This window comes from Nonomuraea sp. NPDC049141 (genome assembly GCF_040648415.1).
GTDB lineage: Bacteria > Actinomycetota > Actinomycetes > Streptosporangiales > Streptosporangiaceae > Nonomuraea.
Genome location: NZ_JBEZDR010000004.1, coordinates 55802 through 71676, shown reverse-complemented (window position 1 = coordinate 71676; position 15875 = coordinate 55802). Strand labels below are relative to the sequence as shown.

The following is a 15875-nucleotide window of genomic DNA, read 5'->3' as shown; positions in this document are numbered from 1 at the left end:
CCGACTGAGGCGGAGCGCTCATCTGACGCGGCCTGCCCGCTTGGTGCGGAGTTCCCGTCCGGCGCAGCCCAACCACCCAGTGCGGCCTGCCCAGTGCCCGGGGCGGTATCTGACCCCGCCGACCCGGCATCCACCCCGAACGGCGGGTCTCCATCGGGCCGCCCAGTCGATGCGGCGCCCTCACCAGGCCGTCCAGACGGTGCGGCGTCATCACCGGGCCGTGAGCCTGGGTGTCGGGCAGCGGGGTCCGCGTCGTCGTCAGGCGGCATGTCGTTGGTGCTCTGCAGATCGTCCATCCGCGTTCCCCTTACGCAAGCTGGTCCCGCACGTAGTCGCGCCATCGTGCCGTCAACGTCCCCGCCGAGAGCCCGAGCCTGGCGAGCCCCCGGTCGACGCCACCCGTCTGGGCATCACGGTAGAGCCTCACCAGAGTCCCCTCACCGAACCGCTCGGCGATGAAGCGACACGCCAACCACGCCTCCTGGTACGCCCGTGCCAGCCGTACAGGGTCCCGAGATGAGGGCGCGAATGCCTCAGGCCCGGGCAACCCACTCGGCAAGCGCCCGGCCCGCACCTCGGCGGCCAGTTCGGCGGCGGCGACCCGAACCGGCAGCCCCGCGTCGCGATAGCCCACGTAGTCGGCGAACCCCTCATAGAGCCACACAGGCAGCCGCTCCGTCCCGGCGGCGACATGGGTGAGCTCGTGGGTGAGCACAACGTCCCGCCCGGTCGGGGTCAGTCGCCCGAAGTATTCGGGCACCACGACGACCCGCCCCCCATCGGCCACCGCCGCCAGCCCGGCGACACTCCCCACCCCGGCCACCCGGGCGGCCTCGGCCGTCGAACCAGGCACGAGCACCACGGGCCGCACCGGCCGTCCGAGAACGGCGGAGACGCGCGTCCCGGCGGCGTCGGCCCGGCGCGCCAGGTCTCGGAGCAGTTCGGTGTCCGCGTGGTGCCCGACCACGACCGACCGCGCACCCCGTACGACATCCACCCCGTCACCCCAGAGGCCCCGCGCCTCCGCCGGAACCTCGCGATCACCGGGCGTCGCTACCGGCTGCTCACGACTACCGGACGGCAGGTCACGAACCTCCACAGATTGATCGCGATCAGCGGACGGAGGGTTGCCATCCGTCGCACGTTGATCGCGACTGCCAGACAACAGGTCGCCAAGGGTCGCACGTTGATCGCCACCACCGGACAATGGGCCGCCAAGCGTCGCACGTTGATGGCCACCACCAAGCGGCAGGTCACGAACCGTCGCCGAGAGGTCAGCCGGCCCGGCGGCCTGGTGCGGGACGGCACTGGCCGAGGCGAGGGCCAGGAGCAGCACCCCCGCCACCACGACTCGGCGGCTCACCTGCACGGACACGTTCCCCGATCGTAGTCGCCCACCACAGGAGCCCGGCCGTCACGGGCAGTCCCGGCACGCATGAGGGACACCCCAGCGAGACGGACCCGCACACATGAGAGGACGTTCCGGCGAACAGGACGCGCACGCATAAGGGGACACCTCGGCAAGACGGACCCGCACGCCTGAGGGGACCCCGGCAAGACGGACCGGCACTTGCCACAGGTCCATCCGGTGAAGTGGGCCGAGACGCGCGAAGGTCCCGTCCCCAGCGGGACGGGACCTTCGTGACGGTCTTACAGGCAGATACGCACCGCCTTACAGGCCGGGACGCACCGCACCCGCGAACGACGCCTTGCGCCATCCACTGAGCTTCTCGATGCGCACCGTCTGACCCGTTCTCGGCGAATGAATCATCTTGCCGTTGCCGACGAACATGCCAACGTGCCCGAGCCCATGGAAGAACAGCAGATCGCCTGGCTTCAGATTCTTCCAGGAGACCTTCTTCTTGATACGCGCGAACTGGCTGTTCGTCACGCGTGGGATCTTGACGCCGGCCTTCTTCCAGGCGTACTGGACGAGACCGGAGCAGTCGAAGGAGCCAGGTCCTGTGGCCCCGTAACGGTACGGGTCACCGAGCTGGTCCTTGGCCACGGATACGGCCGTGCGGGCCCTAGCCTGTTGCCGAGCGACCGCCGTCTGGCGCGCGGCCTTCTTCACGGACTTGACGGTCTTACCCGCCGTGGTGGTCGTCCGGGAAATACCGGCCGGTTCGCGCGCTGTCGTCGCCTGCGCCGTCGGGGCGTGGAGGACCACACCTCCGGCCGTCACGGTCATCGTGAGTGCTGCGCCACTCAGGGCAAGGCGGGACAGACGGGGGTTATGCGGGGAGGTAGACAGGATTTCTCCTTGGATCTTCCACGAACGCCTACCGGGTTAGCTGACGGATTCGGGCCTGGAAGTCGCCCTACGGCGCGATAAGCGCCGATTCACCCCTGATCCCTGGGACGGGATCGCTGGGTCCCCGGCTCCGTGCCTCCTGACTGCACGGACTCGGCAGATCACCGCCCAAATCGATGACATGGGGAACGGCGGTGACCAAACGGTTTTTTTATCTGTCCACATCGGAGACCCGATGAGAGCCGCGACGCCATGGCTTGTTCGCCGCGAGGCCAGAAGCTACGCCCTCAGTAACGAACTGGCAAAGGCGTCATGGGGTTGTCAGGATCAGGCAGGACCCTCAGTCAGGACCGCAATCCCAGATGGAACAGCGGTTTATGTTACGCAAATGTGACCCTTCTCACACTTGACGAAACTCCGATCTGTCAGGTCCCATTCGTCACTTCTGCACCACTAATCCCGTTAGCAACAGGCCCTCGACGATCTCCAGGCGCCTGAGGGATCTTGCCGCCGAGACCCCAGGACAGGTACGACTCCCGTCGAACGTCGCGGATCAGCAAGTATGCGGAAATCACGCCGAGCACGGCCCTGCCGCCGGTATGGTCGATACGAGCCGCCCGCCGAAACTCCGCCTCCCGCACGTGGAGCTCGCGCTGACGGCCCAGGCGACGCCGACCCAACTACGGGCGTTGTCGTCGGCCGAGGTCACTCGCACGCCGAAAAGGCCAGGCAAGCCACACCGGGAACACAGACACCGAGGTGGCATTTCTCACTTCTAGGCATGACACCGGCCGCCGAAATCCACGGACCGGGGCCAAGAATGCGCACGTCACGGCGCCCAGCCGGCTCCACCGGAGAAGCGTGCCCCTGGACAGGTCCCAGCCACGTAGGGCGGGTGGGGCTCACCGGGCTGGCCGTACAAGAGCAAAAAAGAAACGCCCAGCCCTCCACCGGAGAAGCGCGCCCCGTACAAAAAATAACGCTCATAAAAAGAGAGCTACGGACGGATAGCCCCAACCAGCGTGCCGCCATATGAGGAGAGGGTGACGACTTTGACCACGTCGCCGGTCTGGGGCGCATGGACGATCTGCCCGTTGCCCGCATAAATGCTCACATGCCCCAGCCCCGAGCTGAAGATGAGATCGCCCGGCTGCAGATCCTTCAGATCCACCTTGCGAGAGGACCCCCAGGCCCACTGCTGCCAGGTGGTGCGGGGCAGAGAGACGCCTCCCGCGCGCCACGACGCCTGTGTGAGCCCCGAGCAGTCCCAGCCGCGCGGCCCCGTACCGCCGAACACGTACGGCTTGCCCACCTGCGCGTACGCGAACCTGAGCACCGCGGCGGCGTTACCGGAGGCCGCGCCCGTGTACTTGATGCCGGTGCTGTTCGGGTCGCCGGTCTTGTAGGCGCCGAGCTTCTCGAGCAGCTTCTTCTGCTGCGCGATGAGCTTGCGGACCTCCGAGCGCTCCTTCTCGACCCCGTCGCGCTCCTTGTCGGCCGCCTGCAGCGCCGTCTCGGCCTTGTCGCGCTCGTCCTTGAGCCCGCGGTTCTCCCGGTCGAAGGCGGCCAGCCGCGCTACCTTCTCCTGCGACAACTGGTCCGCGAGCGCCAGGCCGCCCAGCATGCCCGTGGGGTCCGGCTGGCCGACCATCGTGGGCCAGGAGCCGGCGTCGGGGCCGAGCTTGTAGGTGTCGACGGCCATCGCGACCACCTGGGCGCGCAGCGTGGCGACCGTCTCCAGCTTGCGCTTGTAGCTCGCGTTCAGCTTGCCGTACTCGCCCTGGGCCGCCTTGTACTTCTCGGTCGCCGTGTTGTAGCGGTCGACGACCTTGTCGGCCTTGTCGTTCAGCTTTCTGAGCTTGGCTTTCGCCTGCTTGATCGTGGGCTTCGGCGCGGCCAGTGCCTCGCTCGTTGGGGACAGCAGCAGCCCGATCGCGAGACCCGCAGCCAGTGGCACCCGGCCAAACCTCACAGTGTCGCCTCCCAGGGAATACATCTGGGGCGAAATGGTACAGAAGTGGCGGGTGCGCTTTGAACTGAACGGCAGATTCGTAATCTAGGCGCGGCCCAGCCGGCGCAGCAGCAGACCTGACGGAACCGGTCTGGCTCCCATGCGGCGGACGGACTCGGCCACCTCGCGATCGGAGGAGACCACCGCCATGGCCCGGCCGGGCGGCTCGGCCCGTACGAGCTGGCGGATCAGGTCGTCGGCGATCTCGCCGGGCGCGCTGAACAGCACCCGCACGCCGCGCGGCGCCACCACCTGGACGGGCGCGTTGAGCTCGGCGCCGTCGAAGACCACGGTCACCTCGACCCTGGTCTGCGCGACCAGCCCGCCGAGGCCGGTCATCAGCCGGGTGCGCTGATCGGCCAGGGTCAGCGTGCCGTAGCCGGTCTTGGTCACGTTGTAGCCGTCGATGATCAGGTGCACCTGCGGCAGCGCGAGCAGTTGGTCGAGCAGCTGCGGATCGTCGTCGGCCAGGGCGCGCGCGGGCACGCCTCTGACGCCGGGGCGCTCGCCCGTGAGCGCGGCGACCGAGTCGGCGGGCCTGCTGATCATGGTGGGCAGGGCCAGCTCCCTGCGCAGCCCGGCGGAGGCGTCCTGCAGCGCGTCGAGCAGCACTCTGACGCGGGCGTCCTCGATGCTCCTGCCCTCGCGCGCGGCCCGGCGCGAGGCTTCGAGCTGTTTCTCCACGTCGGCCAGCCGCTCGCGGAGCCTGCGCAGCTCCGACTCGCCCGCGCTGCCCGCCGCCGAGGCGGCGGACTTGGCGTCGTCGGCCGCGTGCTCCATCTCCTCCGCGCGGCGCACGGCGGCCTTGCTCCGCTCGCGGGCGTCGTGGAGCTTGCGACGCAGGTCGGAGTTCTCGGCGCGGGCCAGCCTGAGCTGCTCGCGCAGCCGGTCGGACTCCTCCTTGGCGGCGCTCTTCTGGGTGGCGAGCTGCTCCCGCAGCCGGTTGACCGCCTCTTCACGCTCGGAGCCCTCGGCCGCGACCGCCGACTGCTCCAGGTCGGCCCGGGCGGCCTCGACCATCTCCGCCCAGCCGACCGGGCGCGTCAGGTAGGCCGCGGCGGCCACCAGCACGGGGTCGGCGGCGGGCGGCACGTTGCCCTCGACCAGCGAGGCGACGAGCTCGGGCCATCCGGCGGCCACCGACTCGGCGACCACCTCGCGGAACTCCTTGTCGTTCTCCAACTGGGCGGCGATGGGCGCGCTGCCGAGTTTGGCGCGCTTGCGCGGGTCGAATTTGGCGATCCCGCGCAGCGGCGGCGGAATCGTGGCAGCGGGCATGGACCCGAGGACCGTCGCCGCCAGATCGACGACATTCAGTCTCACCTGCTCGGGAAGCGGGCGAGACAGGCCTTCACCCGCTGAACTCATCCCACGGTCCCTTCGTGACATGCCCTTTCAGACAAGGGTACGGCTGCCGTGTACCTGACCGTAACGGCCGGTCGCGTATGGACAAGCGCTTGCTAGGGGTATACGACTGTGCCGAGGCCCGCGTTCACCCGGTGTTCACCCTGGAGGCCGACCGTGACGGACCAGATGCGTACCTCCACCCGTGACCTGGATGAACTGCGTGATCGAGTGGGAACGTGGCTCAGCGGACGCGTCGACCGGCCGGTGACGGTCTCCGAACTGTCGCGGCCTACGGGAAACGGCATGTCGAGCGAGACCCTCTTCTTCACCGCGTCCTGGTCCGGCGAGCGTACCCGGTGCGTGGCCAGGATGGCGCCCGCCCAGGAGGCCGTGCCGGTTTTCCCTTCGTACGATTTGCGGGCACAGTTCGAGATCATGCGTTCTGCCAGGGAAAAAGCTGGAATCCCAGCACCGAGGGCCCTCTGGTTCGAGCCCGACCCCGCCCCACTGGGCAGCCCGTTTTTCGTGATGGAACGGGAGGATGGGGACGTACCACCCGACGTCCTGCCGTACACCTTCGAGGGCTGGCTGCTCGACGCGGCGCCGCACGATCGGCGCCGGCTGCAGGACGCGACGGTGGCGATCCTGGGCGCGCTGCACGACGCGCCGTTCACCGCGCATGACCTGGCTGTGCTTCCCGAGGGCGGGCTGCGCCGCCACGTGGACGAGCAGTACGCCTATTACGAGTGGGCGCACGGCGCCACGCGCATCCCGCTGCTGGAGCGGGGCTTCGACTGGCTGGAGGCGCACTGGCCGGCCGACCCGGGGCCCGACGTCCTCTGCTGGGGTGACGCCCGCATCGGGAACGTGATGTATCGCGACTTCACGCCGGTGGCGGTGTTCGACTGGGAGATGGCGGCGGTGGGGCCGCGCGAGCTCGATCTGGGGTGGATGATCTTCCTGCACCGTTTCTTCCAGGACCTCACGGAGTCCGTGGGTATGCCCGGGATTCCGGACTTCATGCGACGCGCCGACGTTTGCGGGAAATATCGGGAGCTGACCGGTTATCGGGCGCGGGACATGGAGTTCTACGAGATGTACGCGGCGCTGCGGCACGGCGTCATCATGGCCAGGGTGTGGCAGCGCCGGATCCACTTCGGCGAGCAGCCCAGACCGGACGACCCCGACGACCTGGTGCTGCACCGGGCCACGATCGAGCGGATGCTCAAAGGCTGGCGTCGTACACCATGAGCGCGATCTGCACCCGGTTGTTGAGGTCCAGTTTGGTGAGGATCCGCGAGACGTGCGCCTTGACCGTGGCCACGCTCATGTAGAGCTCGCCGCCGATGGCGGCGTTCGACTTGCCTTGGCCGACAGCCAGCGCCACCTCCCGCTCGCGCTCGCTGAGCCGGTCGAGCAGCCCGCGGGCCCGGTCCGTACGCCGGTCCGCGCCGCCGTCGGAGACGTGCGCGATGAGCTGGCGGGTCACGGCGGGCGACAGGATCGGCTCACCCGCCGCCACCTTCCTGATCGCCTCGACCAGCTCGCGCGGCGGGATGTCCTTGAGCAGGAAACCCGCCGCCCCCGCCCGCAGCGCCCGCACCACCTGGGCGTCGGCGTGGAAGGTGGTCAGCACCACCACCTCGGGCGGCGACTTGGCCGTACGCAGGGTCTCGGTCGCGGTGAGCCCGTCGACGTCGGGCATCCGGATGTCCATCAGCACCACGTCGGGCCGGTGCTCGGCGACCAGCGGCGGCACCTCGGAGCCGTCACCCGCCTCGGCCACGATCCGGATGTCGCCGGTCCCGCCCAGAATCATCGACAGCCCGGCCCGCACCAGGGCGTCGTCGTCGACGATCAGTACGCGGATCGGCGCGGTCATGTGTCCTCCCGGGAAGTCTCCACCGGCCACGGTAACCAGGCGCGCACCAGGAAGTCGCCTTCCCGGGTCGCGCCGTGCTCGAGTCGCCCGCCCGCGAGCTGGGCCCGCTCGGTCAGGCCGATGAGCCCGGCGCCGGCTCCGGGGATGCGGGTGATCTGCCGTACTCGGAGCGGGTTGCGCACCTCAGCCGTCAGGCCCGTGCCCGGACCGCCGGCGACGGTGACCGTCACGGGAGCGCCGCTCGCGTGCTTGCGCGCGTTCGTGAGCGCCTCCTGGACGATGCGGTAGACGTTGCGGCCCAGCCCCTCGGGCGCGTCACCGGCGTCCAGGGCGAGGTCCACCTCCATGCCCGCCTCGTGGCACTCCTCGATCAGCGGGTGCAGGTCGGCCAGCGTGGGCTGCGGCCGGTCGGGGACGGGGTCGCCGGCCGAGGGCGCCGAGTGGCGCAGCACGCCGATCACCTCGCGCAGGTCCTGCAGCGCGTGGTGGGCGCTGTTCCTGATCGCCCCGGCGGCCCTGGCGATCTCCTCGGCGGGCGCGTCGGACCGGAACTCCAGCGCGCCCGCGTGCAGGCTGAGCATGGAGATGCGGTGCGCGAGCACGTCGTGCATCTCCCTGGCGATCCGCTCGCGTTCGAGCCGCTTGGCCTCCTCCGCCGCGATGTCGGCGCGCTGCCTGAGCGACCAGACGAGCTGCCGCCTGGCCCGGATCACGATGCCCCAGGCGAACACCGTCAGCGCGATGGCCGTCCCGATGATGGCCGGCCCCAGCACGCCCAGCTCCGCGTCGGGCCTGAGGAAGGAGAACGGGATCAGCGTCAGGAGGCTGAGCAGCACGAGCGGGCCGGAGATCTTGAACGGCCGGTGCACCGCCACGGTGAACAGGGCGACGACCGCGGCCCCGCCCACCAGCGCCAGGTACACCGACAGCACCGACGTCACCAGCGCCAGCGCGACCGGCCACCTGCGGCGCAGCCACACCGCCGCGCACGCCAGCGCGCCGACCACCTGCTCGATCGCCATCACGGGCGTCGGCTGACCCTCCAGGTCCGGCAGGCTCAGCAGGGCCAGCCCGCAGGCGGCCAGGAACATCAGGACGTCGACGATCCAGTCCCGGGTCGAGCGCCGCACCGGACGCCGCTCGTCGCCGTCCCCCAGCAGGACCGAGGGCAGCAGCCAGCGGTATTCCGTCACGTTCCCCGAGGTTAGGCCCTTCCCCCGGCCGAGGAACAGCGACCAAAGTCGATACCCGCCGAGACCTACGGCGGACGCGCCGGAGCTGCCGCGCACGGAAGCCTGGGTGACATGAAGGCGATACTCGACGTGTTCGGCTGGCTGCTGGTGCTGCAAGGCGTCGGCGGCGTGGTCAACACCCTGCTGGGCTGGTGGCGCTGGGCCCACGACCTGCTGCTGGTCAACCGCCTGCCGTTCCTCCAAGGCCGCGAGATCTTCGCCGCCATCGTCATCGGCGTGCTCGGGCTGGTGCTGCTGTCGGCCTCGGCGTCGATGAGCGGGAAGGCGGACCGGACGTGAGCACGACACTGCGTCCGCCGCGCAACCAGGCGGACCGGCGGGCGATCTCCTGGTGGACGGCCCAGGCGATGATCCTGGCCGTGCCGGTAGCCGTCGCCGCGATGGCGGCCTACTGGCTGTTCACCGACCGGTCGGTGTGGCTGGGGATCCTGACGGCCGCGTTCGCGACGAGCTGCCTGGTGCTGGCGGTGGCCGCGCCGCGCGCGTACTACCGGGTGGAGCGCTGGGAGGTCACCGGCGAGGCCGTCTACACGCGGAAGGGCTGGCTGACCCACACCTGGCGGGTCGCGCCGATGTCGCGCATCCAGACGGTCGACACCGCGCGGGGGCCGGTGCAGCGACTGTTCGGGCTGGCCGACGTCACGGTGACGACGGCCTCGGCCGCGGGCGCGATCAAGATCGAGGCGCTGGACCATGAGCTCGCCGCCGAGCTGGCGCGGCGGCTCACCGCCATCACTCAGGCGACGCCGGGTGATGCGACGTGAGCTGGCGCAAGCTCTCCTCACGGAGTCTGGGCGCGTCGTCGGTCCTGTCCCTGGCGATCGTGGCGCCCGTGGTGACCGTCCTGGCGCGTACGCTGATCGGGCTCGACTGGCCGGCCGGCGCGACGGTCGCGGCGGGCGCGGGCGCCGCGGCGCTGATCGTGGCCGGTGTGCTGGCCTACGACGTCGCGCGGCTCCGCTCGACGCGGTGGCGGCTCACCGCGGAGCGGCTGGAGCTGCGCTCGGGCATCGCCGTACGGCAGCACCGCTCGATCCCGCGCGACCGCGTGCGCAGCGTCGACCTCAGGGCGGATCCGGTACGACGGGTGTTCGGGCTGACCGTCGTCAAGGTCGGCACCGGAGAGCACGCGGGCGAGGGGACCGAGCTCACCCTGGACCCGCTGCCCAGGCAGGAGGCCGAGGCGCTGCGCCGTACCCTGCTGCGAGCCGGCGCGGTCCCGCTCGGGGACGAGGGCGGCGCGGTGGCGGAGCTGCGGTGGGCCTGGATCAGGTACGCGCCGCTGACGGTGTGGTCGTTCGCGGGCGGCGCGCTGGTGCTGGGAGCGTTGTACAAGCTGCTCAACGCGTTCGGCGTGAACCTGTTCACCACGGGGACGGCCTCGGGCGCCTGGGGCTGGGTCATGGAGCGGCCGTGGTCGGCGGTGCCGCTGCTCGTGGCGGTCAACGTGGTGGTCGGGGTGGCGGGCGCGATGCTGCTGTTCGCCGAGTCGTGGGGGCGTTACCGGCTGGAGCGCGAGCCTGGCCGGCTCCGGCTGCGCAGGGGGCTGCTGACCAGCCGGTCGCTGACGCTGGAGGAGCGGCGGCTGCGCGGGGTGGAGCTCAGCGAGCCGCTGCTGTTGCGGCTGGGCGGCGGAGCGCGGGTCAAGGCCGTCGCCACCGGGCTGGGCAAGGCCGCGGAGAACGAGACGGAGGACGTGGCCGCGCTCACCCCACCGCTCCCCCGCGCGCTGGCCGAGCAGATCGCCGAACGCGTCGCGAACCTGGGCCGGTCCGATGCGGCGACGCCCGCCACGGACCCATGGCAGGCCGGAGCGGCTGGTCCATGGCGGGCCGGGCTGGTGGCGCATCCGGCGGCGGCCGGGCGCCGGCGCGTTGTGCGCGCGCTCGTCACCGTCGCGGCGCTGGCGTCTCTGGCCGGGCTGCCACCGCTCCTCTGGGCGTGGCCGGGCGGCTGGATCTGGCCCGCGACCGTGCTCGCGATCGGGTTCCCGGCCGGCCTGTGGCTGGCCGGCGACGCCTACCGGGGACTCGGCCACGCGCTCGGTCCGCGCCATCTGGTGACCAGGAGGGGCTCGGCCGTGCGGCGTACGGTCGCGCTCGACAGGAGCGGCATCGTCGGCTGGACGATCGAGCAGTCGTTCTTCCAGCGCCGCGCCGGTCTGCTCACGCTCTCGGCGACGACCGCGGCGGGAGACGGGCACTATGACGTGGTCGACGTCGGCACGGGCGACGGGCTCGACCTCGCGGCGCGAGCCGTGCCCGGTCTGCTGGAGCCCTTCCTCGCCGGGGAAGAACAGTGAGCCGCGGATCTCCCCTGGCTTGCCCATGCCCCTGTCTTGGACAAGCGAGACCACGCGGCTCATTTGCTGTTCGGGGACAACGTTATGTGCCGCACTTGCAAGCCACTTGCAGCCTTGTTAACCGTTGTCGTCAACATCGTGCCTGGTGAACGACGTACCGGCCACAGGGAGCTGAGCGGCCCCCAGACGTCCGGCACGACGCCGTCCATCCCAGTGACCGCGACCGGCCTCGCCGTCCGCCACAGAGGCCACTGGACGCCCGGACGGGCGGTCAGCTGCCGATCGGCTTCCTGGCCAGCTCGGCCAGATACGTCTTGGCCAGGGAGAGCGCGCCGTCGCGGGCTTCCTTGTCGGCCATCAGCTTGACCTTGGGCGAGTTGGCGGGCTCGTCCTTGGGCCGTTCGGCGCCCGAGTAGTCGACCACGATCACCGTCGCCCCCTGCCGCAGCAGCACCGTGCCCGTGGCGGCGTACGTGTCGCCGTGCATGAGCTGCGCGTACTGGCTGAAGGCGGCCTCACCCAGGCCCTTGACCTCGGACAGCTTGCTCCACGTGATGCCGCCCATGGAAGAGCCCGCGGTGGTGCCGCGGCTGCCGCGCTGGCCCGTGTAGAAGGCGCGGGCGGCGGGCGCGTCCTCGACGCCGGCGCGGTTGGTGAAGCGGTGCGTGGTGATCAGCGCGCTGCGGATCCGCTTGACGTCGTCGCCCACGGGGATGTCCACGTTCAGCCACCGGCACTCGGTCTGCGCGTCGCCGCCCGCCTCGGTGCCGCGAGCCCGTGGCGTGGGCGAGGGGACCAGACGGGTGGCCAGTTCGGTCACGCCCTGGCAGGCGGCCGGGAAGACGGCCAGGACGGTGGGCGAGGGCGTCGCCTCGGGCTTGGGCGTGGTGGTGACCGCGGTCTTGTCCGGCTGGGCCAGCACGTTCGGGTGCTGCGCCTTCCACGCGGCGATGCCCTTGGCGATGTGCCCGAGCACGCCGCTGGCCTCGCGGATCGCGTTGTCCTCCGTGACCGACTGGGTGGTCGCGTTGCTGAGGATCTGCGCGTCCTTGCGCTGCTGGTCGGCCTGGTACTTGACCTTGATCGTCATGTCGTCGACGCGGGCGTGGGCCTCGCCGAAGGAGTACCAGAGCAGCTTGCCGGAACGGCGCCAGGTGTACTGGGCGTACGCGGCGTCACCGATGCCTGGCACGTCCTTGATCGGGGAGATGTACTCCTTCTCCCCCTTCTTCGGTGTGGGCTTGGCCGTCTCGGCGTACTTGCCGCTGCCGTAGTCGATGTCGTAGGAGTTCTGGGCCATGGTCCGGCCGGTCTTGGCGCCGTCGCCGCGGTGCTGTTCGACGCGTACGTCGACCTCCCGGCTGCGCCAGTATTCGCCGAACGAGATGCGGCGGTTGACCCAGTTGCAGGTGAAGTTGAGCGTGTAGTCGGAGTCCCGGGAGCCCTTGGCCACCGTCGCCTCCGGCACGAGGCGCTCGGCCTCGCTCTTGGGCAGCATCGAGCACACGTCGAGCGCCGCGGCCGTCGCGGACGCGGGCGGCTTGACCGGCTTGGTCCCCGTCGAGGGCGTGGAGCGGGAGACCTTCCCGTACACGAGGTAGGCACCCGCGCCGCCCGCGATCAGCACGACCACGGCGACGGCCACCACCGGCAGGATCCACGACCTGCGCGGCGGGCGCGGCGGCGGCCCGGACGGGCCCGGTGGCATGGTCGGCTGCTCGAACTGCCTGCCCGGGATCCGATAGGGGTTGGTCGGCGGCTCGAACGCGCTACCGGGTTGCACGAGGGACTCCTGGGGTTGCCCTGACTTAGGGGGAAACATGCTAGTCACACCACTTGCAAGACACTTGCAAGGGCTCAGTTGTTCAGCGCCGCGGAGACCACACGCGCGGACTCGATCGCCGTCTTCCTGTCGGCCGGAGTGTTCGGCGGAACGTCCTCGCGGTGCAGGATGACCTCGCCCACGAGATTACTCGTGCGGAAGAGCAGGGTGCTGTCCGTTCGGCCGGATTCGGTGCTGCTCAAGTAGAACTCGAAGGTGTCCTGGACGAACGCCGCCTCACCCACGCCGGACACGTCGGCCAGGGGACCGGTGGTCTTGCGGAACACCGTGCCCTTCGCCGCGGCGCGGCTGCCGTGCTCGCTGTCGAACCGCAGCCGGGCCACGGCGGGGCCGCTGTAGTCACGGTCGGGCTGCTCGGCCCTGGTCCGCACGATGATCGAGCGGGTGATCTGGGAGCCGTCGCGCACCTGCCACACGCACTCGCCGGCCCTGGTGCGCAGTCGCTGCACCGTGCCCTTCAGCAACTGCCCGGCCCGCGCGTCACCGATCAGCCCGCACGGGTCCGGGGCGGAGGCGAACCTGCCCGTCTCCTTCGGCCCGTTCAGTACGGTCAGGCCGTACCAGCCGCCCGCGCCCACCACGGCGACGGCGGCCAGCGCCGCGGGCACGAGCCACCATCGGCGCCGGCGGGCGGGCGCACCGCTCAACCGTTCGCCGACCTGCTCGGCCGTCGGCCGGGCCGCGGGGTCCTTGGCCAGCATGGCCATCAGCAGCCCGCCGAGCTCACGCCCCGCCCTGGCCGGGAACGGCGGCTCGTGCAGCAGCACCGCGGCGGCCACGGCGGCGGGCAGGGCGCGCTCGAACGGCGGCCGGCCCTCCACCGCGGTGTAGAGGCTCGCGCCGAGTGACCACAGGTCGGAGGCGGGGCCGGCGGCATGCTCGTTCAGTCGTTCGGGCGCCATGTAACCGGGTGAGCCCGCGGTGCCCTGCCCGTCGGCCCGGCCGCCCATCGGAGTGGCGATGCCGAAGTCGGTGAGCATGGCCGAGCCGTCGGCGTCGAGCATGATGTTGGCCGGCTTGACGTCCTGGTGCAGCATGCCGTGCGCGTGCGCCACCCGCAGCGCCGACAGCACCTGGAGCCCGATCCGGGCCACGGCCTCCGGCGGCAGCGGGCCCCGTTCCTTGATGACCTTGTCGAGTGAGCGGCCGGCGACCAGGTCCATGACGATCCACGGCTGGTCGCCGTCGAGCACCACGTCGTGGACGAGCACGATGGCGGGGTCGCGCAGCCGTCCCGCGGACCTGGCCTCGTGAATCGCCCGGTCGGCGAACTCGGCCCGCTGGCGCGGCGTCAGCTCGGCCGGCAGCCGCATCTGCTTGACCGCGACCTGCCGGTCGAGCGTCTGGTCGAGCGCCCGCCACACGGTGCCCGCGCCGCCTTCGCCGAGCCGCTCCACCAGGCGGTAGCGGCCGGCCAGCAGGTAGAAGTCAGCCTGCACTGCGCAACGCCCGCTCGCTGGCCCGCGCGGCCTTCAGCGCGGACTGCTTGATGTCCTCGTCGGTGGGCTTGGTGGCGAGGGTGGTGTATTCGACGCTCACCACCAGGTTCGCCAGGCGATAGTAGATGTGAGCGGAGTGCACCCGGCCCGAGGGCCCGGTCAGCTCGAAGGTGAACGCCTCCTCACCGACGCCGGTGAGCGTGCGGACCGGAGTGCGCTTGGCCTTGAGCGAGCCCTTCACCCCGATCTCCGGCCAGGTCCAGTCGACCTCGTTGTACTTGGCCCAGTAGCGCTGCTGGTTGCCCAGCAGCGTGTGGGCCGTCACCGGGGTCATCGACCAGGGGTCGGCGGTGTCGGAGTCCTTCTGGAGCTGCAGTCCGACGCCGGTGCCCTGGACCGGCCAGCCGCACTTGGGGCCGATGTCGTCGGAGCCGGGCTGCGGCTTGGGCGGCTGCTGGGTGTGCAGCAGCTCGCCGATCTCCGCCTGGGCGATCAGCGAGCACACGTTCATGGGGACGGTGAAGGCCTCCGGCACCTCATCCTGATTTTTCAGGACATTCAGCACCGCGTACGTACCGCCCGCACCGACCACGAGCACCGCGGCCGCCGCGGCGGCGATCCAGACGATCGCCCTGCCGCGGCGCTTCACCCGGGCGGGCGCGGTGATGTCGTGCTGCGCCGCGAGCCGGGCCGTCCGGCCCGCCGCGACCTCCTCCAGCGCGTGGATCGCGGCCCGCGCGTCAGGACGGGCCGCGGGGTGGCGCGCCATCATGGCGGCGAGCAGCGGCCCGATCGGGCCGCGCGCGAGCGGGGGCGGCTGCGTCAGCGTGGCCTTGATCCGCTCGGCCGGCGAGCCGTCGTAGGCCGGCCTGCCCTCGGCGGCCGCGAACAGCGTGGCCCCCAGCGACCAGATGTCGCTGGCCGGCCCGCCCGGCTCGCCCTCCAGCCGCTCGGGCGCGATGAACCCCGGCGAGCCGATCATCAGCCCCTGCTCCGTCAGCGTCGCCTGCCCCTCCTGCCGGGCGATGCCGAAGTCGGTGAGCACCACCCGGCCGCTGTCGGTGAGGAACACGTTGCCCGGCTTGACGTCGCGATGCTGCAACCCCTGCGCGTGCGCGGTGGCCAGGGCGTCCAGGACCGCCGCGCCGATCCGGGCGGCCTGCTCCTGCGGCATCGCCCCGCGCTCCCGGACCGCGTCGGCGAGCGTACGGCCCCGCAGCAGCTCCATGACCAGCCACGGCCGCTCGTGCTCGACGATGACGTCGTGCAGCGCGACGATGCCCGGATGCCGCAGCCGGGCGGTGGCCTGGGCCTCACGGACGGCCCTGGTGACGAGGTCGCCGCGCTCCTTGGCGGGCAGTCCGTCGGGCAGCGTGAGCTCCTTGACCGCCACCTCGCGGTCAAGCATCTCGTCCCTGGCCAGCCACACCCTGCCCATGCCGCCGCTGCCGAGCGGCCGCAGCAGTGAATAGCGGCTGGCGAGTCTTCCCCCGGACATAAACGGAAGGGTAACTAAGGATCAAGCCGAACAGTTATTCGTCCGC

At 70.9% G+C, this 15875-nt stretch carries 14 protein-coding genes and 1 riboswitch; of the genes, 5 read left to right on the top strand and 9 right to left on the bottom strand.

Features of this window, described 5'->3' with window-relative positions; translation table 11 throughout:
• Nucleotides 1-307: 307 nt before the first annotated feature.
• Complete coding sequence (locus AB0B91_RS12580; RefSeq protein ID WP_358318409.1) at nt 308-1099, bottom strand: hypothetical protein; 792 nt, start codon at nt 1097-1099, stop codon at nt 308-310.
• 87 nt (nt 1100-1186) lie between these two features.
• Between AB0B91_RS12580 and AB0B91_RS12575 the strand changes: the two genes are divergently transcribed.
• Entirely contained in the window at nt 1187-1390 is a 204-nt protein-coding gene (locus AB0B91_RS12575; protein WP_358318408.1) for a hypothetical protein, read from the top strand.
• A 282-nt stretch (nt 1391-1672) separates the two neighbouring features.
• Here the strand turns inward: AB0B91_RS12575 and AB0B91_RS12570 are convergent, their stop codons facing one another.
• From AB0B91_RS12570 to AB0B91_RS12560, 3 genes are all read right to left on the bottom strand, one after another.
• Nucleotides 1673-2074, bottom strand: a complete 402-nt coding sequence (locus tag AB0B91_RS12570) for a C40 family peptidase (RefSeq protein WP_358318407.1) — start codon at nt 2072-2074, stop codon at nt 1673-1675.
• 190 nt (nt 2075-2264) lie between these two features.
• A riboswitch (cyclic di-AMP (ydaO/yuaA leader) is annotated at nt 2265-2423 on the bottom strand.
• An 828-nt stretch (nt 2424-3251) separates the two neighbouring features.
• Nucleotides 3252-4211 carry an NlpC/P60 family protein gene (locus AB0B91_RS12565; RefSeq protein ID WP_358318406.1) on the bottom strand — a complete coding sequence of 320 codons (960 nt, stop codon included), beginning with the start codon at nt 4209-4211 and terminating at the stop codon, nt 3252-3254.
• Nucleotides 4212-4310: 99 nt separating this feature from the next.
• Entirely contained in the window at nt 4311-5588 is a 1278-nt protein-coding gene (locus AB0B91_RS12560) for an NYN domain-containing protein (protein ID WP_358318405.1), read from the bottom strand.
• Between the two features lie 198 nt (nt 5589-5786).
• On the opposite strand from AB0B91_RS12560, the gene AB0B91_RS12555 reads away from it, so the two are divergent.
• Nucleotides 5787-6863 carry a phosphotransferase family protein gene (locus AB0B91_RS12555; RefSeq protein ID WP_358318404.1) on the top strand — a complete coding sequence of 359 codons (1077 nt, stop codon included), beginning with the start codon at nt 5787-5789 and terminating at the stop codon, nt 6861-6863.
• Here the strand turns inward: AB0B91_RS12555 and AB0B91_RS12550 are convergent.
• On the bottom strand, nt 6838-7494 hold the full coding sequence (locus AB0B91_RS12550; protein ID WP_219532781.1) for a response regulator transcription factor: 657 nt from the start codon (nt 7492-7494) through the stop codon (nt 6838-6840). The genes AB0B91_RS12555 and AB0B91_RS12550 overlap by 26 nt on opposite strands.
• The gene (locus tag AB0B91_RS12545) at nt 7491-8687 is read right to left on the bottom strand and encodes a histidine kinase (protein WP_358318403.1); all 1197 of its coding nucleotides are present in this window, start codon (nt 8685-8687) and stop codon (nt 7491-7493) included. Before AB0B91_RS12545 ends, AB0B91_RS12550 begins: the two co-directional genes overlap by 4 nt.
• 111 nt (nt 8688-8798) lie before the next feature.
• On the opposite strand from AB0B91_RS12545, the gene AB0B91_RS12540 reads away from it, so the two are divergent.
• From AB0B91_RS12540 to AB0B91_RS12530, 3 genes are read left to right on the top strand one after another with little or no spacing between them, the layout of a single operon-like run.
• Nucleotides 8799-9026 carry a hypothetical protein gene (locus AB0B91_RS12540; protein ID WP_358318402.1) on the top strand — a complete coding sequence of 76 codons (228 nt, stop codon included), beginning with the start codon at nt 8799-8801 and terminating at the stop codon, nt 9024-9026.
• A complete protein-coding gene (locus AB0B91_RS12535; RefSeq protein WP_358318401.1) occupies nt 9023-9511 on the top strand; it encodes a PH domain-containing protein in 489 nt (162 codons plus the stop codon). Before AB0B91_RS12540 ends, AB0B91_RS12535 begins: the two co-directional genes overlap by 4 nt.
• Nucleotides 9508-11049, top strand: a complete 1542-nt coding sequence (locus AB0B91_RS12530; protein WP_358318400.1) for a PH domain-containing protein — start codon at nt 9508-9510, stop codon at nt 11047-11049. The genes AB0B91_RS12535 and AB0B91_RS12530 overlap by 4 nt, the downstream gene beginning before the upstream one ends.
• A 271-nt stretch (nt 11050-11320) precedes the next feature.
• Here AB0B91_RS12530 and AB0B91_RS12525 read toward each other — a convergent pair whose 3' ends face one another.
• The 3 genes from AB0B91_RS12525 to AB0B91_RS12515 form a co-directional block, all read right to left on the bottom strand.
• Nucleotides 11321-12832: a hypothetical protein gene (locus AB0B91_RS12525; protein ID WP_358318399.1), complete on the bottom strand. Its 1512-nt coding sequence runs from the start codon at nt 12830-12832 to the stop codon at nt 11321-11323.
• A 74-nt stretch (nt 12833-12906) separates the two neighbouring features.
• Complete coding sequence (locus AB0B91_RS12520; protein WP_358318398.1) at nt 12907-14331, bottom strand: serine/threonine-protein kinase; 1425 nt, start codon at nt 14329-14331, stop codon at nt 12907-12909.
• Complete coding sequence (locus AB0B91_RS12515; protein ID WP_358318397.1) at nt 14321-15829, bottom strand: serine/threonine-protein kinase; 1509 nt, start codon at nt 15827-15829, stop codon at nt 14321-14323. The genes AB0B91_RS12520 and AB0B91_RS12515 overlap by 11 nt, the downstream gene beginning before the upstream one ends.
• Nucleotides 15830-15875: the final 46 nt, after the last annotated feature.